Origin of the sequence: Kitasatospora sp. NPDC093102, assembly GCF_040683915.1 — a bacterium.
Taxonomy (GTDB): domain Bacteria; phylum Actinomycetota; class Actinomycetes; order Streptomycetales; family Streptomycetaceae; genus Kitasatospora.
On the sequence record NZ_JBFBFA010000004.1, the window covers coordinates 90,585 to 108,529 of the forward strand.

Annotated in this window: 14 protein-coding genes; 5 read left to right on the plus strand and 9 right to left on the minus strand. The window is 71.9% G+C overall.

Features of this window, described 5'->3' with window-relative positions:
* Window positions 1–77: 77 nt before the first annotated feature.
* Window positions 78–1,397 carry an MFS transporter gene (locus AB0O11_RS08100; protein ID WP_363383557.1) on the plus strand — a complete coding sequence of 440 codons (1,320 nt, stop codon included), beginning with the start codon at window positions 78–80 and terminating at the stop codon, window positions 1,395–1,397.
* Window positions 1,398–1,525: 128 nt separating this feature from the next.
* Here AB0O11_RS08100 and AB0O11_RS08105 read toward each other — a convergent pair whose 3' ends face one another.
* Window positions 1,526–1,891, minus strand: coding sequence for a hypothetical protein (locus AB0O11_RS08105; protein WP_363383157.1), 366 nt, complete (start codon window positions 1,889–1,891; stop codon window positions 1,526–1,528).
* A gap of 714 nt (window positions 1,892–2,605) precedes the next feature.
* Entirely contained in the window at window positions 2,606–3,142 is a 537-nt protein-coding gene (locus AB0O11_RS08110; RefSeq protein WP_363383160.1) for a DUF1707 domain-containing protein, read from the minus strand.
* Between the two features lie 191 nt (window positions 3,143–3,333).
* On the opposite strand from AB0O11_RS08110, the gene AB0O11_RS08115 reads away from it, so the two are divergent.
* The gene (locus AB0O11_RS08115) at window positions 3,334–3,462 is read left to right on the plus strand and encodes a hypothetical protein (RefSeq protein WP_363383162.1); all 129 of its coding nucleotides are present in this window, start codon (window positions 3,334–3,336) and stop codon (window positions 3,460–3,462) included.
* 21 nt (window positions 3,463–3,483) lie between these two features.
* Here the strand turns inward: AB0O11_RS08115 and AB0O11_RS08120 are convergent, their stop codons facing one another.
* From AB0O11_RS08120 to AB0O11_RS08130, 3 genes are all read right to left on the minus strand, one after another.
* The gene (locus tag AB0O11_RS08120) at window positions 3,484–3,735 is read right to left on the minus strand and encodes a hypothetical protein (protein WP_363383165.1); all 252 of its coding nucleotides are present in this window, start codon (window positions 3,733–3,735) and stop codon (window positions 3,484–3,486) included.
* A 47-nt stretch (window positions 3,736–3,782) separates the two neighbouring features.
* Window positions 3,783–4,829, minus strand: coding sequence for an alcohol dehydrogenase catalytic domain-containing protein (locus AB0O11_RS08125; protein WP_363383167.1), 1,047 nt, complete (start codon window positions 4,827–4,829; stop codon window positions 3,783–3,785).
* A gap of 309 nt (window positions 4,830–5,138) precedes the next feature.
* Window positions 5,139–6,452: a helix-turn-helix transcriptional regulator gene (locus AB0O11_RS08130; protein ID WP_363383169.1), complete on the minus strand. Its 1,314-nt coding sequence runs from the start codon at window positions 6,450–6,452 to the stop codon at window positions 5,139–5,141.
* A 162-nt stretch (window positions 6,453–6,614) separates the two neighbouring features.
* On the opposite strand from AB0O11_RS08130, the gene tgmA reads away from it, so the two are divergent.
* The 3 genes from tgmA to tgmC are packed head-to-tail and all read left to right on the plus strand — an operon-like array spanning window position 6,615 to window position 8,988.
* A complete protein-coding gene (gene tgmA, locus AB0O11_RS08135) occupies window positions 6,615–6,887 on the plus strand; it encodes a putative ATP-grasp-modified RiPP (RefSeq protein WP_363383170.1) in 273 nt (90 codons plus the stop codon).
* The gene (gene tgmB / locus AB0O11_RS08140; protein WP_363383172.1) at window positions 6,887–7,849 is read left to right on the plus strand and encodes an ATP-grasp ribosomal peptide maturase; all 963 of its coding nucleotides are present in this window, start codon (window positions 6,887–6,889) and stop codon (window positions 7,847–7,849) included. The genes tgmA and tgmB overlap by 1 nt, the downstream gene beginning before the upstream one ends.
* Window positions 7,846–8,988 carry an ATP-grasp peptide maturase system methyltransferase gene (gene tgmC / locus AB0O11_RS08145; protein WP_363383174.1) on the plus strand — a complete coding sequence of 381 codons (1,143 nt, stop codon included), beginning with the start codon at window positions 7,846–7,848 and terminating at the stop codon, window positions 8,986–8,988. The genes tgmB and tgmC overlap by 4 nt, the downstream gene beginning before the upstream one ends.
* 97 nt (window positions 8,989–9,085) lie before the next feature.
* Here the strand turns inward: tgmC and AB0O11_RS08150 are convergent, their stop codons facing one another.
* The 4 genes from AB0O11_RS08150 to AB0O11_RS08165 form a co-directional block, all read right to left on the minus strand.
* Window positions 9,086–9,781 (minus strand): hypothetical protein, encoded by a 696-nt coding sequence (locus AB0O11_RS08150; protein WP_363383177.1) that lies wholly within the window; start codon window positions 9,779–9,781, stop codon window positions 9,086–9,088.
* Window positions 9,778–13,959: an NEW3 domain-containing protein gene (locus AB0O11_RS08155; RefSeq protein ID WP_363383178.1), complete on the minus strand. Its 4,182-nt coding sequence runs from the start codon at window positions 13,957–13,959 to the stop codon at window positions 9,778–9,780. Before AB0O11_RS08155 ends, AB0O11_RS08150 begins: the two co-directional genes overlap by 4 nt.
* A gap of 24 nt (window positions 13,960–13,983) precedes the next feature.
* Entirely contained in the window at window positions 13,984–16,428 is a 2,445-nt protein-coding gene (locus AB0O11_RS08160; RefSeq protein ID WP_363383181.1) for a discoidin domain-containing protein, read from the minus strand.
* Window positions 16,429–16,654: 226 nt separating this feature from the next.
* Complete coding sequence (locus AB0O11_RS08165; protein WP_363383182.1) at window positions 16,655–17,800, minus strand: LacI family DNA-binding transcriptional regulator; 1,146 nt, start codon at window positions 17,798–17,800, stop codon at window positions 16,655–16,657.
* Window positions 17,801–17,945 lie beyond the last annotated feature (145 nt).

Genomic DNA, 17,945 nt, shown 5'->3' on the forward strand with positions numbered 1-17,945 from the left:
ACTCGGCGACGCACCTGCCGGACGACCCACCGACCGACCCCACGGCCGCCGCCGACGACGGACGGTCCCTGCGCCGGATGCAGTTCGGCTGGTACGTCAACGACTGGGCCAACGCCGCCTTCTCGGCCACCGTGCTGACGGTGTTCCTCGGTCCGTACCTGACCGGCGTCGCCAAGGACGCCGCCGACGCGGCCGGCGACGTGCACCCGCTCGGCCTGTCGATCCGCGCAGGATCGTTCTTTCCGTACACGGTCTCCTTCTCCGTGCTGCTCTCGGTCGCGGTGATGCTGCTGACCGGCACCGTCGCCGACCGCACCGGCCGGCACAAGGAACTGATGTGCGGGTTCGCGTACGTCGGCTCGCTCGCCACCATGGGGATGTTCTTCCTCGACGGCGACCGCTACCTGCTCGGCGGCGCGCTGCTGGTGGTCGCCAACATCTCGTACGCGGTCTCGGTCGCGCTCTCCTACGCCTACCTGCCCGGTCTGGCCTCCCCCGACGAGCGCGACAAGGTCTCCTCCAAGGGCTGGGCCTACGGCTACGCGGGCGGCGGACTGCTGCTGATCGCCAACCTGGCGCTGTTCCAGGGCCACGACGCGTTCGGCCTGGACTCCGGCACCGCCGTGCGGATCTGCCTGGCCTCGGCCGGGCTGTGGTGGGCGCTGTTCACCATCGTCCCCATGCTGCGGCTGCCCTCCCGCGCCGGCGTCGCCCCCAGCCGCACCGTGGACCGGACCGAGGACGGCGAGCCCGCCGGCGGCAGCCTGCGCGAACTCGCCCGCACCCTGCGCGGCATGCGCGAGCACCCGCTCACCCTGCTCTACCTCGCCGCTTTCCTGTGCTACAACGACGGCATCCAGACCGTGGTCTCCCAGGCCTCGCTCTACGGCAGCGAGGAACTCGGCATGGACCAGACCTCGCTGGTCACCGCCGTACTCCTGGTCCAGGTCGTGGCGATCGGCGGCGCCCTGCTGCTCGGCCGGATAGCCCACCGCTACGGCGCCAAGCGGACCATCCTCGGCTCCCTGGTGGGCTGGGTCGTCACCCTGGCCCTCGGCTACTTCATGCCCGCCCACCAGCCCGCCTGGTTCTACGTCCTGGCCTGCATGATCGGCCTGGTGCTCGGCGGCAGCCAGGCTCTCTCCCGCTCCCTCTTCTCCCACCTCATCCCGCCCGGCCGGGAGGCCGAGTACTTCAGCTTCTACAAGGTCAGCGACCGCGGCACCAGCTGGATGGGCCCGCTCGTCTTCGGCCTCGCCTACCAGATCACCGGCAGCTACCGCTCGGCGATCATCTCGCTGCTGGTCTTCTTCGTCATCGGCTTCGCCGTGCTGCTGAAGGTCCCGGTCCGCCGCGCCATCGAGGCCGTCGGCAACCCGGTGCCCGAGCGACTCTGACGCTCCGTGGCACCGGCCGGGCCCAGGCGGCGCATCGGCACGACCGGCTGATTCGGCCTCCGCCCTCCGCGGGCGGAGGCCGAATCGGCTTGGGGCAGTGAACGGCGGCTACCCGCCCGCCGTCGGCGTCAGCAGCCGATGTAGCGCATGGAGACGCTGGTGAAGTAGGTCTTCGAGGGAGCGTAGAGGGTGATGGCGCGGGACTTGCCCTTGCCACCGGCCCAGTCGCTGTCGACGTGGCCGCCGTTGGAGAGGTTGCCCCGGACGTAGGGACAGCGGCCGTCCGCCTTGGTGTCGTGCACCGTGCCGACGAGCTTGGTGTGGTTGTTGCACGACTTGCCGTTCGCGTAGCCCTCGCCGGAGCTGATGCTCCAGTTCTGGGTGCAGGAGTCGGCGGGCGGCGCGGCGTGGGCGCCGGTGACCGGGAGGAGCAGGGCGGCGAGGGTCAGAGCGGCGACGGCGGCTCCGGGGACGGCGAGACGGCGCTTGGACATGGCGGTACCTCCACACGGGGTGCACGGTGGACATCCGGGCAGGGGCGTCGGGCGGCGCGCGACATGCGACACGCGCGGCACGTTCGACCGCCCGCCCCCGGCCGTCCATCGAGCCTGACGTATTCGAACGACCGCCGTCAACGGAGGAGTCGGGCGCGGGCGTTGGGCACCACCCCTTGGGTACCGGGGCGGCCCGGGCGACCCAAGGGGTACGTCCCGCACCACGGGGGTGGCGTCGGCGAGCCGGATCGGTGTACGAACTCCGCTCTGGGATTCGGCTGTTGAGGCACGGAGGAGGGCCGACGGGGGCGGCGACCGGCCCGCGGCGCCGTACGGGGCGACGAGCCCACCGGCGGCGCCCCGCCCCCTCCGCGGGTCTCACGCCCGTTCCGGCTCGCGCAGCCCGGCTCCGCACGCTACTTCCCGCCCCCGCGGACCTCGCCCATCAACGGCTTCGGCGGATGCGAGCGAAGGTACTCCTCGAACACCTCCGGGCTCTGAACCCACCTCTGCATCTCCGGGGAGAGCGGGAGGTCCTCGCGCACCACCACCCCTCCCGGCCCCGGGACGAGGGCCACCGCAACAAGTCCGCCCGCTGCGACCAGGACGCCGCCCAACGCCAACAGAACTGCCCCCGCCCGTCCCACAGCCATCACTGCTGCTCCCTTCCCCGCCTGCCTCCGAATCGTCCCGCAGGTTCCACGGTGGCCCGCCTCAGCCGCGGGCGTGACGGATCCTCAGTCGGCCGAAGCCGGTGGTTCCGGTGATCCGGATCGTCGGGTTGCCCACGGAGGGGCGACGGGGAGGGGTGTAGCGCACGTCCTTCCAGCCTCCCTGGAGGCCGTCGATGTCGACAATGGCGTCGCGAGGGACGGTGATCTTCGCGCTGCCGGTGCCGAGTCCCAACTCGATGTCGATCACCGGGTGTTCGATGAACGCCTTCGACAGGTCCAGGCGCACCCGGCCGAAGGCGGACACCACCTTGAAGGCGCGGGGAACCCGCCAGGGGCCGCGGCGTACGAGACGCCCGCTGACGGCGGCGATGGTCGGGGTGGCTTCCGGGCTCGGCTCGGGGAGCGAGGCCAGGGGCGGTACGAGGTCGGCGTGCGTCTTGGCGGTGAGCACCCGGTCGAGGCGGTCGTCCATCTCCTCGTGCGAGATGTGCCCTTCGGCGAACGCCTCTTGCAGACGCTGCACGGCCTTGTCGCGTTCGGCATCGCTGATCGCCGGATTCTCGGGGAGATCGGTCACCGTCTCACTCTAACTGCCGTTCCGCGGAAGGATCATGTCGCCTGCGATCCTGCCGGATGGGGCCCGGCCGGCTCGACCGGTCCCGAGGAGGACACCGCGCGGCACCTCCGATGGATGCCCAGGCGGGGACCACACCGGCAGGATCGATTCCAGGGCGGCGCTACGCGCCTGCCCGGGGAGAGGAGCAGCCCATGGCCGACGTAACGACACATCCGCACGCCCTGGGATTCGGCATCCGCTCGGCGGCCGCGGTGACCGCCGTCACGGCCTTCCTCACCACGGCCGCGTGCGGCACCGAGTTCGTCCGGGTGGCGCGGTGATCTTCCACCGCCCACGCGGCGTCAGTCAGATGCCTCTCTGCGTCGACGGACGAGCGGCTCGCGGCGCTGGTGGCTCATCGCCCCTCGGACGGCGACGATCCGGTCCGGCTCTCCCAGGCCCGCACGGTTGATCCGCCCGCGCCCGCGGTCGATCCCCTCGGCCGCGAAGCGCTTGCGCACCCGACGCGGGGCGAGCGGGGTCTCGAAGCCCTCGGACAGGCCGTAGCCGGAGTCTGCGTACTCGTAGCGGAGCGCGTACACCTCGCTCCACACGGCGCCAACCTACTCGAGGGTCCGAGACCCCGACGCCGGCCGGGTGATCAGCGGCCGGTGGTGACGACCATGCGGAAGCGGGCCCGGCCGCCGGTCATCTTGGCCACCGCGGCGGCGGTCTCCTCCAGCGGCACCTGCTCGATCCACGCGCGCACCCCGGTGCGGGCCGCGAAGCGCAGGGTGTCCTCGATGTCGACGGCGGTGCCCGAGGAGTGGCCGTAGACCTTGCGGTCGCCGCTGATCAGCTGCAACGGGCTGATCGCGAGCCGATCGGGTGAGACGCCGACGATGACCAGCTCGCCCCGCCGGCCGAGTCCGTCGACGGTGGCGGACATGGCGTCGGCGTTGGTGACGGTGGCCAGGACCACCTTCGCGCCGCCGAGCGACCGCAGGGCCTGGGCGACGTCACCGGCGGTGCTGTCGATGTAGTGCTCGGCGCCGAGCTCGTGCGCCAGGGGCTCCTTCTCCGCACCGCGGGCGATGGCGACGGTGCGCATACCCATCGCGCGGGCGAACTGGACGCCCAGGTGGCCCAGCCCTCCCAGGCCCAGGACGGCGACGGTGTCACCGGGCCGGGCGTCGGAGCGGCGTAGGGCGTTGAAGACGGTGATCCCGGCGCAGGCCAGCGGCGCGGCCTCGGCGGCGGTCAGCTCGCCGGGGATCGCGGCCAGGGCCATGGCCGGAACGACGACACTGTCGGCGTAACCGCCGGGGTAGGCCGCGCCGGGGACCTGCAGCTGGGGGCAGTGGATGCCGTCGCCCGAGCGGCAGGCGTCACAGCGTCCACAGCTGCCGCCGTACCAGCCGACGGCAACCCGGTCACCGACCTTCCAGCCCTCCACCCCCTCGCCGAGGGTGTCGATGCGGCCGGCGATCTCGTGACCGGGAGTGACGGGGAAGGTCGTGCGGGGCAGGGCACCGGAGGCGATCAACAGGTCGGAGTGGCAGACGCCGCACGCCTCGACGGCGATCCGCACCGCCCCGGGCCCCGGCTCGCGGACCGGGACCTCGGACAGCTCGGGCTCCGCGCCCGGAGCGGCGACCCGCACGGCGCGCTGCGGGCCGTCGGAGGAGGGGGACGAGGTGGCAGCCATGGTGGAAACCCTTCTGTACGGAGTCGAGGCGGCACGGTGCCCGCACCCGCCGCTCCCACCAGCTTCGTACGTCCACCACCGTTTGTCCGCGCACGGCCGCCCGGGGGCGGACGCGCCGCGGCTGCCCCGCCCGGTCGCTTCAGACGGCGTCCGATGCGCTGCTGACGTTCTTCCACCGCGTGGACACCGTCTGCACCGCACATCCGCATGGCGTGGAACACGGGTCTTCCCCGCGAGCTGCAAGCACCGGGCCGCCGGCTCATGCCATCGTGGCCCCCTTCCAGCACCCAACCGGGCAAGCCCGGTCCGTCAACAGACTTTGAGCCGTTCCAAGAGCTCCTGGACACCGTCGACCTGGCGGTAAGGCTTGAAGGCGGGCGCGAGGTCGCGCACGAGGGCGACGCACCGTGGGGCTCCGATGCGTGTGGCCAGGTCCAGCGACTCCCGGGTGACGGCCAGCGCCTGATCGATGTCGTTGGATTGCAGGTAGCCACCGGCCTGGTACGTCAGGAAGATCCCGCGTGTCTTGTCGCGGGAACGGGGCAGCATCGCCATGCCGTCGGCGATCCGGACGTGCGCTTCCTCGGTACGGCCGAGGTCGAGCAGGCACTGGCCGGAGTCGACGGCAAGGTCTGCCGGGCTCATCCACGCACACCAGTCCGGAGCGGGGTCGACGGACTCCGTCCCGAGCGCGGTCTCGGCCTCCGACAGGTCGCGGTAGCAGGCAGTGCGCTCGCCCAGGACGGCGTGCGCCCTGGCGCGGCGCAGCAGCAACAGCGACCTGGCGGTCGGGTGCCGCGTTCCGGACAAGGCGTATCCGAGCTGATCAACGGAGACCTTCGGTTCGCCGAGCCAGTTCGACTGATAGGCGAAGTCCGAAAGCACTCCCGCGCCGTGGTCGCGGTCACCCGCGGCATGGGCGGACTGCAGGGCGGCTCCCCAGAGCTTGCCGGCCGCCCAGTGCCGGCCGTGGTCGAAGCGGTACCAGCCGCAGGCGGTGGCCAGGGAGGCTGCCAGCAGGTGGAGGCGCCGGCCGGTGGCCTCGCTGTGGCGGCCGGCGGCGATCAGGTCGGTCACCGTGGCCAGCTGGGCCTCCATCAACCGGACGGTGTGCTGACGCTGTTCGGTCGGCAGAGCCGTCAACCGCTTGCTGGTCACTGCCAGCCAGTCCACGAGTTCGTCGTCCACCCGTTTGCCGTCCAGCGCGGAGGTGAGACGCTCGGGCTCGATCGTGGCCCACTGAGCGGCGAGTCCCGCCAGAGAAACGGCACTGTACGTCATGAAGGTGCGGCGGTCCATGAGAGCTCTCTGTGCGTCGTGGAGTGCTTGGACGGTGTGGGCGGAGCCCAACGACAGCGGCTCGTCTCGCCCGGGCAGCCAGTACGGCCAGCCGTACGCCTCCGTCTCCGAAACCGTGACGCCGAAGACTTCGGCGATGAGGAGCTGGGAGTCGACGTTCGGGGTCTTGCGCCAGTTCTCCCACCGGCTCACGGCGGTCTTGTCGGCACCGGAGCGCAGCCCATGGCCGCGAGCGGCTCTGTCGAGGTGGGCGGCGAGGTCTGCCTGAGACCAGCCGCGCAGTCCACGCGCATAGGCAAGGGGGTGCCGGATCGGGTCGTCCACGGGCCAATCCCATCATCGACAGTGACCGCGATCCTACCGCCAGCATGAGCGGGACAACCCCGGGACTACGGACAATGCCTGTTCAGTGAGGGTGAGTTGGGATGTACTCGCGATACACCGAAGAACTTCCTTCACAAAGACGGAATCGGAGGCGCAGAACAGATGACGCAGACACCCGCACCGTGGGGCACGCACCGAATGGAGCCGTACGCGGCCACCACCACGGTCCCGGAGTACACGCCCGTGATCGACCCCGAAACGCAGATCGCGGTCATCGTGGACGAGCACGGCCGGACGGTCGAGCTGGGCAGCCACGGCACCAGCACGAGCGGCCTGACGCCCACGACCACCACCCCCGGTGACGGGTCCGGTCCAGGAGGTGCGACCGACGCGGACAGCACCGAGTCGTACGACCAGGACCAGAGTTCCGGCTGATGGGTGACAGCAGGTCGGTACTGGTGCTGACCAACTCTTATGACGTGACAGCGGACGTGGTGTTGCGGATCCTCGTCCGACGCCGGGTTCCCGCAGTCCGCCTCGACCCCGGCGCCGACCTGCACGCGGATGCCTCGCTGACCGCCACGTACCGCACGAGCGAACAGCGAGGCGTCCTTCGCACGCCAAGCCGGGAACTCGACACCACCCGGATTCGCTCCGTCTGGGTGCGCAGGCCCTCGCCCTACGAGGGGCCACCCGGGTTGAGCGGCCAGGACCGCCGGTTCGCCGCGGTGCAAGCGCTGTGGGGAGCGGGCGGCATCCTGGCGTCTCTGCCCGGCGCGTACTACGTCAATCACCCGTGGAACAACCGGGCCGCCGAGTTCAAGCCCGCGCAGCTCTCGGCCGCACGACGCTGCGGGTTCCTGGTGCCCGACACGCTGATCACCAACGATCCGGGCGAGGCACGGAAGTTCGCCGCTCATCAGCCCTGCGGAGTGGTCTACAAGCCGTTGTGGAACACGCCCTACCGCGTGAACGACCAGCCGCACAGTGTGTGGGTCCGAGAGGTGCACGCGGCCGAGATCACCGACTCCGTGTCCGTCTGCCCGCACATGTTCCAAGCCAGGGTCGACAAGGCGTTCGACGTGCGGGTGACCGCCGTGGGCGGCCGAGTGTTCGGGGTCCGGATCGACAGCCCCGATCTCGACTGGCGCCACCGCCAGCACCTCATGACGTGCACACCGATCGAGGTACCGAGGTCGATGGCGCGTGCGATCGTCGCCTACCTCGCCGAACTGCGTTTGACCTACGGCGCGTTCGACTTCGCGGCAACCGCCGCCGGAGACTGGTACTTCCTTGAGTGCAACCCGAACGGCCAGTGGGCGTGGCAGCCGGCGGAGACCACCGCGGCAGTCGCCCACGCCATCGCCGACCAACTGGAGAAAGGCCCCGACACGTGAGCACAGCAGCTCGGCTTCGCGCTTCCCTGGCGGACGGACTCACCGAGGACGGAATCCTCACGGAACCCGAGTGGAGCAGGGCCGCCAGGGCGGTGCCCCGCGAGCTGTTCACCAGGTCCTACTTCCTGCCGGTGGCAGGCAGCGTCCCCACCGGCTACCGCCCCGTCCGGGAGGGCGTGCCCGGATGGCTGGAGGGGGTCTACTCCGACGAAACGCTGATCACTCAACTCGACGGCCGCACCAGGCCGGACGACGTGATCGAGGGGACCGTGCACGGTTCCCCTTCGTCGTCGTCCACCCTGCCATCGCTGGTGTTGCGCATGTGGCAGCAGCTCGGCGCCGAGGCCGGACACCGGGTGCTGGAGATCGGCACGGGAACCGGCTACTCGACCGCCCTCGGCGCGCACCGTCTCGGGGACGCCGATCTCACCAGCATCGAGTACGACCCTGCGGTGGGAGGGGCCGCCGCGGCGGCACTCAAGGCAGCGGGTTTCGCGCCCCGGCTGATCATCGGTGACGGGCTGCGCGGCGACCCGGGCGGTGGGCAGTACGACCGACTCATCGCCACCTGCTCGGTCCGGTACATCCCGCTCCCGTGGCTGCACCAGGTCAAGCCAGGCGGACGAATCCTGGTCACCCTGTCCGGGTGGAGCTACGCCAACGCCCTCGCACTGCTCGACGTGACCGGCCCCGGACAGGCCACGGGCCGGTTCCTGCCCGGCTACACCAGCTTCATGATCGCCCGGCCCCACGACCGGCCGCCCCGCCCGACGCCGGCCCTGCTCCCCGGGGAAGAGCGTCCGAGCCGGATCGACCCCGCGAAGCTCGACGACTGGACCGGCGGTTGGGTCGCGCAGCTCGCAGCGCCCTCGGCCGAACGCATGGGGGCGGGCGCGAACCAGATCCTCTGGGACGTGTCCACCGGTTCGCAGGCCCGGACGGCCCCCGACCCCAACGGTGGGTGGACCGTCGTGCAGCGCGGTCCCGTCCGTCTGTGGGATCGCGTCGAGCAGGCGGTGCACCGCTGGCAGGCCGCCGCCGAACCCCACCAGGAGGGATTCGGCATCACGGTCTCGGCCACCGGTCAGCGGGTGTGGCTCCGCGCCGAGGACGGGCCCGGCTGGGACCTGCCGATCTGACGCACAACGGTGCCACTGACGCAAGAACAGCGCCGCCGTACGAGTACGGGCGGCCGGACAGCACAACGCCCGCGCGGCAGACGAACTGTCGGGCTACTCAGTGGCGGTGGTGGTTGTCGGGCTGGGCGGGGTCGCCTGGGTGCTCCAATCCCTCGACCAGGGTGAGGCGTCGGGCGCGTTCGTGGTCGAGCCAGCGGACGAAGGCGGCGCGGCGTGCGGCGGCCTGGAGGGCTGGGGTGGGGTCGGAGGCCTCCGGGGCCGTGCTGGTGGAGAGGAGGGCGGCCGTCCACGGGCCGGCGGTGACCCACTCGCCGGGTGGGGCCTCGCCCAAGGCTTCGGCGAGGGCGGTCGGAAGGGTGTCGGGGTCCGCCTCCAACTCCCCGTCGGGGAGGGCGAGGTACCAGCGGGTGGCCGGTGGGCGGGCGGTCATGGTGCGGTAGTGGGCGATGTCCTCGGGTGAGGGCTCGACGGTGGCCGTCACATCGTCGTAGACGGCGCGGACGGCTGCGCTGCCCTCGTAGGCGGCCGCCGTGATGGAGCCGAGTTCGACGGCAGCCTGTTGGTCGAGGTGAGCGGGCATCGACGGCCCGACGGGAAGGCTACGCTCGGCGGCCACCGCCTCGCAGAGGGCCTCGGTCAGCAGCACCTGGGCGACCCACCGGGTCAGCTGGCGATCCTCCGAACTGCCCGGCTGCGGCAGGGCCGTAGCGCGCGGGCCGTTCCGCAGGGCGGCGAGGCGCTCGTCGAGGGCGGTGCGCGGGAGGGGGCGCCCGTCGAGCAGACCGAGGGTCATGCCTCCACCACCAGGGCGACGGTCGGGGCGTACTGGCAGCGGCCGAACCACATCACCTTCGCCAGGGCCCAGTACGAACCCGGATCGGTGGCTTCGGGGACGGTGATGGCGAAATCGATCACCGAGGAGGCGCCGGCCGGGACGGTGAAACCGCGAACGGGCTCGGCGATCGCGTCCCAGGTGCCCCACGGCGAGACCAGTTGCAGCTCGCCGCGAATCTCGCCCTGGGTGCGGTTGGTGAGGGTGAGCGCGAGGGCGGCACGTCCGCCGGGGGCGACCCGCAGGATCTCGTGCGAGACCTCGACGTCCAGGCCGGTGTCCCGTCCGGTGGTGGCCTTGGTGCCCTGGGCGGCCGTCCAGTCCTCGGGGGCGTCGCCGGGGACGGGCAGCAGGTCAGGGGCCTCGCCGACAGCGATCGTCACCACGTCCTCGATCCGCTGGCCGTCGTGTTCGATCCGGACGGCGGCGAAGTGGAGGCCGGGTTCAGCGTCCGCCGGCGGGGTGACGGTGACGGGGAAACGCAGGTGCCCTCCGGGTGCGAGCCGGTACGGGCGGCTGCCGAGGCTGGTCGTCCAACCCTCGGGCGGCAGCACCACGGCCGTGCCCTCGACCGCCGTGTCCCGCAGCTGCGAGGAGAGCGCGACCGAGAGCGTCACCGGCTCCCCCGCCGTCCGCAGCAGTCCGGGCGAGGCGCCGACCGACACCGGCAGGTAGCCGAGCGGTGCCGGGCCCCGGTTGTGGAGCCAGTAGCGGGCGTGGACGGGTTGGGCGGGTTCCGCGGTCGGGCCGAGGTCCGTTCCAGCCGTCGGAGCGGTAACAGCCGGGGTCGCGAGCAGGGTGGCGATCTGCGAGCCGGCGAGGTCGAGAGCGGAGCCACCGGAGGGAAGCGGCCGTTCCAGCAGATCTGCGGCCCGGACGTCGCCCAGGCCGAGCGCGCCGCCGAGCTGCGCCGTCCGCCCCAGGCCGGTCGACTCCATCAGCCGAACCGCCAGTTCGGGACCGACCGGCGCCGCCGAGCCCTGCGCGATCGGGTTCCCGGCCGGCTTGAGCGCTCCGAGTAGCACCTCGCGCTGCGGCTCGACCCGCAGCCAGGACAGGGTGGCCGGCAGCGGCCCCTCCTGCGCCGGTGCGATCCGGGCGTACAGCGGGTGGTTGAACTCCTGGCCCTGGGCGGGCAGTGTCTGGTCCCGCCAGTCGCCCTCTCCGCCCACCAACGCGTAGCTGAACTCGTGCGTCCAGTGTTGGAGTTGGAAGGAGGCACCGTCGGGCAGGGTGCGCCGCGGCGGGTCGATCCAGACGCCGGAGGGCCAGCCGGTGCAGGAGCGCATCAGGGACAGGTGCAGTGCGCCGGTCGTGTCGACGGCGAAGCCGGGCAAGCCGAAGCTGAGCAACGCCACGGCGTGGTCGGCGAGTTGCTCCGTGACGCGCGAGGGGCAGACGGCGGCGATCCGGGCGTCGGCCAGGTCCTCGACCAGCGCCGCCACGTCCGCTACGACGAGCGCCGGCAGCGCCCGCAGGTCACGCAGGTCGGCGTCCGGGCGCCAGACCTCGGCGAGCGGCGTCAGGGCAGGCACCCACACCGCGCCGTGCGTCTTCAGGGCGGCCGCGTACTCCTCCCCCACCAGCGCGATCAACTCCCGCGCCGCCTCGTTGACCTCCGGCCCGCCGACCACGATCCGGAAGTCCGGGAGGTTGGAGTCCACGTCCAGCCAGCCGTACCGCGCCCAGTCCGCCCCCGAGGTGGTGGCGGTGACCCCGACCCGGGCGAGCGCGACCACCAGCGGACGGGCGTCGGCCGCGTCGTCCAGCGTGGGAACGACAACCTCCGCCACACCGAGGGCACGGGAGCCAACAGCCGCGCCTGCCGGGTCGGTGAGGTCGACGCGTGCCGTGGCACCGAGTCCGAACCAGGTGTTGGCCGGGTTGTCCAGGGTCCATGGTGCCTCCGCCGAGTCCACGTCCGGCATCGCGAAGCCGCGGCCGACGACCGCGCCCGCCACCTCGCTGATCGGCAGGCCGCCGGGAACGTCCACCGGGAAGCGCAACCGCAGCAGCCGGTCGGCGCCGGAGTGGTCCACCACCCGGGTGCGGCAGTCCACCCGGTCCAGGCCGCGCCAGAGCGTGACGGTCTGCTCGTAGCGGACGCCGTCGACCACGCCCTCGACCACCAGGCGCTCGCCGAGCGGCCCGGTCTCCCGGCGGACCGACGCCTCGTCGTCCCCGGATCCCACCACCGGACCGCTGGGCACCAGGTGCCAGGGGCCCTCGCCGAAGTCGGGGTGCTGCGGGTACTCCTCGTACACCCGCAGCTCGTTGCCGATCCGGCCGTCCTGGATCAACTCCCGTTCGTGCAGCAGGTCGTACACCGAGGAGAGGCCGCCGCCGCGCGCCGGATCGGCGGTCACCCGGTGCCGTCCGTTCCCGATGGTCACGCCCGGGGCCGCCGTCCACGGCGCCTGCGCCTCCCCCTCCACCAGCCGCCAGGTGCGCCAGCCGAGCGCGGGCACCTCGGTGGCCAGGAACCGCAGCGTTCCCCGGTCCACGGCGCTCGGCACGGCCTCGCCCCGATCGTCCAGTACGCTCACCGACCTTATGCCGTCTGGCAGTTCGACCGTCACGAGGTCGGTCCGGTCGAAGGAGAGCGTGTTGGTCACCACCACCGCTGACCCGATACCCGCCGTGGAGACCCGCGCGGTGAGCACGTCCAGCGCCGCGTCCCGCACGCCGGACGCCAGGTCGTACGCCTCCCGCCAGCCGCCGAGCAGGTCCAGGTACACCTGGTCGGACTCGGAGCCGGTGATCGCGTCGTGGTGTGCGCCGTAGGCGAGTTGCCGCCAGACCTTGTCGAGGGCGGCGGCCGGGTAGCGGCCGAGGCCGTACACGGTGGCGAGCGTGGCGAGCTTCTCCGCGTCGACGGCCGCGACCTCGCCGGCCCGTTGGGCCTGTTTGGTGTCGATGTAGGAGACGTCCTTGCCGGTGTACACCGGGTTCATGTCGCGGGTCTGCGGGCTGGGGCGCCGTCCGGTGGCGGCGAGTTCGGCCCGGACGGCGTCGAGGAAGTCACGCGGGGTGGCGCAGACGAACCGGGGCCAGAGGTACTTGGCGGCCCAGGAGCGGTGGATCTCGGTGACCCACTTGTTCGGCGGGGTGTAGTCCGTCCCCACCGGCAGCAGCAGGTTCTTCGTCGCTCCCACGGGCTTGAGCTTCCGGTACAGCTCGTAGACGGCCTGCTCGGCGGTGGCGAGGTCGGCCGAGGAGTCCATCCACCAGCCGGCCGAGTAGTGGTGCGGCATGTAGTGGGTGAGCACGCCCTCGCCGCCGGGGGCGATCCACTCGAACTCGCTCGGGAACTGCATCACCCGGGCGTCGTCCTTGGCCTCGCGGAAGTTCTTCTGGATCGGGCCCCACTGGTGGAACGGGCCGCGCGCCCACGCGCTGCCGGTGAGGCCGGCCGCGGCGAGGTGGCCGGGGAACTGCGGGTCGTGCCCGAACACGTCGAGCTGCCAGGCGGTCTGGGGGTCGCCGCCGAGGATGTCGCGCTGGTAGCCGATGCCGTGGACGATGTTGCGGATGGTGGTCTCGGCGCCGGTCAGGTTGGTGTTCGGCTCGTTGTAGGTGCCGCCGACGAGTTCGACCTGGCCGCGTTCCAGCAGCTGTCGCAGCGGCTCGCGGCGCTCCGGGTGCTGGTCGAAGTACGGTTTCAGGTAGTCGACTTCGGCGAGCACGAACTTGTACACCGGGTCCCGCAGGGCGAGGTCCATGTGTGCGTCGACGAGCGCGAAGCCGTTGCGCTCCCACAGGGGCCGGGTGGTGGCGTCGGCGGAGAGCAGTTCCCACGGGGAGGTGTAGGCGGCCTGGGTGTTCCACCAGACCGGGTCGTAGTGGAAGTGCGAGACCAGGAACATCGTCCAGCCGGGCTCGGCGACGTCCACGCTCACCTCCACCACGGCATCCGATGCCATGACGGTGACGGGCAGTCGGTCACCGGGTGTGACGCCGGTGATCTCCAGCGGGACTTCGACCAGCCCCGTGCCGGTCGCCTCGCCGCGGACGCCCGGGCCGCTGACGGTGATCCGGGTGACCGGGCCCTCCAGGGTGACCCGCAGAACCTGGCGCGGGGCGTCCTCGGGGCCGACGAACAGGTCGGTGCTCTCGACGGCGGTGATGGTGACCGGCACGGGGGGCTTCCTTTCCAGCGGGGGCTACGCGCCCCAGGCCTCGAACTCGTAGATGCGGGCGGCCGGATCGGCACTCTGGGTGGGGGTGGTGATCACCAGCCGGACGTAGCGGGCGGTGGTGTTCACCGGGTGGGTGGTGGTGCCGGCCGTGTTGCCGGTGACGTCCGCGACGGTCGTCCAGGGGTCGCTCGCGCCCGACCGGACCTGGACGGCGAAGTCGCGGGTGTTGTACGAGGCGCTCTCGCCGCCCGCCGCCGCGTGCTTGACCACGAACTTGGACAGCTGCTTCGCCGAACCGAGGTCCACCTCCAGCCACTTGGCGGAGGTCAGGGTGCACCACTTGTCGCTGGTCCCGCCGCTGACGCTGCCGTTGACGGCCTTGGCCGGGCCCTCGTTCGCGTTGCACTGGCCGGAGGCGGTGGCCGGGCGGTTCAGCGCCAGGTTGGTGGAGGTCGGCGGGGTGCCGTTCCAGCTCACCGTGGTGGAGGCGGCGGTCGAGCGCCCGTAGGTGGTGGACACCGTCTCGACGTCCAGCGTGGTGGCGTTCTCGCCGCCGGCCCGGTCGAGCCGCCCGACGAAGTACGCGTCGTTGGGCGTGGCGCCGAGGAAGGTGCGGCTGCCGTCCGCGTTGCGCCGGTACACCTCGTAGTGGTGCACGTTGCCGCCGGGCGCCGCCGTCCAGGACAGCCGCAGGGACTGGCTGGAGCCGGGCGTCACGTCGCTCGCGCCGAGGACGGTGAGGCCGGCCGGTGCCGCCGGGGCCTCCACCGAGCCGTCGTAGAGGGCTACTTGGCCGACCCGGAGGTCGTACGCCGGATCGCTGCCCTCGGCCCGCAGGGCGATCTGGGCGACGGTGCGGCCCGCGTACGGGGAGAGGTCGAGGGTGTGCCGCTCCCAGCCGGTACCGGAGTTGGCGCCGACGTCGATCGTGGTGAAGCTGCCCGGCGCGTCGGCGAAGGAGACCGCGGCCTTGAGCTTGGTGGGCCCGGCGGCCGGGGTCTTGACCACCAGGTCCAGCTTGGTGTTCGCGGCGACCGGCAGCGTGGCCCGGTACAGCCGTACGGTGTTGGCGGCGTCGAGCTTTCCGCTCAGCCGCAGCGAGGAGCCGCCCTGGTAGGCGTCGGTGAAGTCGACGGACGGGGTGATCCTGCTACCGCTCGACTCCACCACCCAGCGGTAGGTGGGCGGGACGTCCTGGAGCGAGAGGTTGTTCCAGCCGCCGGTGGCGACCCGGGTGCCGGCCGCGTTGTAGAAGTCGCCCTGCCCGGTGTCGAAGTTGGTGACGAAGGGCTTGGCGGTGATCGGCGAGGACTCGGCGACGTAGCCGGCCAGGCCGGGCCAGCTCGCCGAGAGGTCGATCCGGGACGGGTCGCTGTTGGCGCCGACCCAGTAGCGGGCGTCCTTGGCGTAGAAGTCGGCGCGGTCGGTGGCGGACTTCCAGGTCCACTCCGGACGGTAGAGGCCGAGCGAGGTGGTGTGCGGTTTGCCGGCCGGGAAGAGGGTGTTCCAGTCCACGCCGGTGTTGTAGCCGTTGGCCTCGGTGTCGATGCCGGAGTAGAGGTCGTACTCGCTGCGGCCGAGTTGCCGGGCCAGCGCCCGGGAGGAGTTCAGGCCGCTCGCCGACCAGTTGAAGTTCAGGAACATCGAGTCCGCGGTGCGCTTCGAACCGTCCTGGAGGAAGGGGGAGTTGGCCGAGGTGAGGGCGTTCTGCCAGTTGACCGGGCCGGAGGTGGTCATCGCGTCGTACCACATGAACTCGGTGCCGCTCTGCGCCTTGGTGTACTGCATCAGGTTGCGCAGTTCGCCCGCCAGGGCCGAATCGCCGCCGCCGGTCTCCTGGTTGATGAACCAGCCGTCGAAGCCGTAGTACTGCGCGGCCTGGACGAGCTTGTCGGCGACGGGGTAGCGGCTGCCGGACTTCTGGACGAAGTCGCGCACCCACTGGAGCTGGCCACCGTACGCGCCGGGCGGGAAGAAGACCGTGCCGTAGACCTTGACGCCGTTGCGGTGGGCGGCGTCGATCACGGTCGGGTTGGGGGCGAGGATCAGGCCCTCGCCGGCCGAACCGCCCCAGAACACCAGCTTGTCGACGTACTGCCAGTAGCCGAAGGCGTAGTAGTCGGGGTCGGCGGAACCCTGCGAGGGATTGTTGGAGGTGGGGCCGAAGGAGACCAGCGAGGCGATCCTGCCCTCGCCGCTGCGGGCGTTGGGGTTGGCCCGCAGCGCCGGGTCGCCGGTGCGCGGCTGGAGCGGCACGCGGGAGCGGTTGAAGCGGGCGTCCGGGTCGGTGGCCGGGTCCCAGTTCAGGATGCTGTTGGGGTACCAGTACGAGGCGAAGGGCTGGCTGCCCGAGCCGGTGGTGGCGGCGGGTGCCGCGGCCGGTGTCGGGTCGGCCCAGGCCGCGGGGGTGACGGTCAACGCGGCCGTCGCGAGGGCGGCGCTGAGCAGCAGGGGGAGGCGTCGTGACATGCGGTGGCTCCGATCGAGCGGAGGAGGGCGGGGGCGGGCCTGCCGTCGCGGACGGGGGCCCGGCTGCATGCGGGCGTGCCGGTGCTGGATCGAGTGGAGGTCGCACCGCTGCCGGGCGTCCTCGCCGGACGGGACGCGACGGGGATCGGGACGGGCAGCGGGAAACGGAAGCCGGACGAAGTGCGGCGGAGCGCGCCGAGCCGGGGGCCCGCTCGGCGCTGCGAGGCTAAACCGGTTCAGAACCGCTGTCAACGATGTGCGCAGCATCCGCCCGTGCGGGGGAACCGGCGCGAGAACTGGCGGGAGAACCGCCAGGGGAACCGGTGGGGGAACCCGAGAGGGAGGCGGCCGGTGTGCCTCCCGGCGGCGAGGTGGACTCCCGCACCGTCAGCCGCGGCGTGGGCATCTGGAGGTCCCGCCCGGGCCCGGGCTCGTCCAGCGCCGCCAGCAGACTGCGCGCCACCTGCTCGCCGAGCGCGAAGGTGTCCCGGCTGAGCGCGGTCAGCGGCGGGTGGACGATCCGGGCGAGCACCGAGTCGTCGAAGGAGACGATCGACAGCTCGCCGGGCACCGCGACGCCCATCTCCCCCGCCACGCCCAGCCCGGCGACGGCCATCACGTCGCTGTCGTAGACGATGGCGGTGGGCCGCTTGGCCCGGGACAGCAGGGTCCGGGTGGCGGCCGCGCCCTCGGCGTCGCTGAAGTCGGTGGGCACCGACACCGCTTCCTCCAGCCCGAGCCGGCGCGAGGCGTCGCGCAGCGCGCGGATCCGCCGCTGGGTGTGCTGGAAGTGCGGCAGCCCGGCGAGGTGGGCGATCCGGCGGTGCCCGATGGCGGCCAGGTAGTCGACGATCGAGAGCATCGCCTCCCGGTCGTCGGCCCAGATCCGCAGCTGGTTGCCGCCCTTGCCGGGCCCGCCCAGCACGACGGCGGGCAGCCCGAGTTCGTCCAGCACCGGCAGCCGCGGGTCCTTGACCTGGAGGTCGACCACGATGAAGCCGTCCACCCGGTGCTCGGAGGCCCAGCCCCGGTAGACCTCGATCTCGGCGGCGGTGTCCTCGACCACCATCAGGTGCAGCGCGATCGAGCTGGCCGAGAGCACGGCCTGGAGCCCGGAGAGCAGTTGGCTGAAGAACGGCTCGACGCCGATGGTGCGGGCCGGCCGGGCGATCACCAGGCCGACGGCGTCGGACCGGGCTCCGCCGAGGGCGCGCGCGGCGCTGTGCGGGCGCCAGTTCATCTCCTCGGCGACCCGCAGGATCCGGGCCCTGGTCGCCTCGCTCACGCCCGGCCGGCCGTTGAGCGCGAAGGACACCGCGCCCTTGGAGACACCGGCCTGGCGGGCGATGTCGGCGATCGTCGGTCTGCCCACGGAACCCGACCCTTCTCTTGACATCCAAGTTTAGGCGGGAGCATAGTCCCTGGCATAGCTAGACCGGTTTAGTTGGTCAGGTTCCGGAATCCGGTGCAACCCCCGTTGCAGCCTCAGTTGCGTCACCCCGTTGCGTCACCCCGTT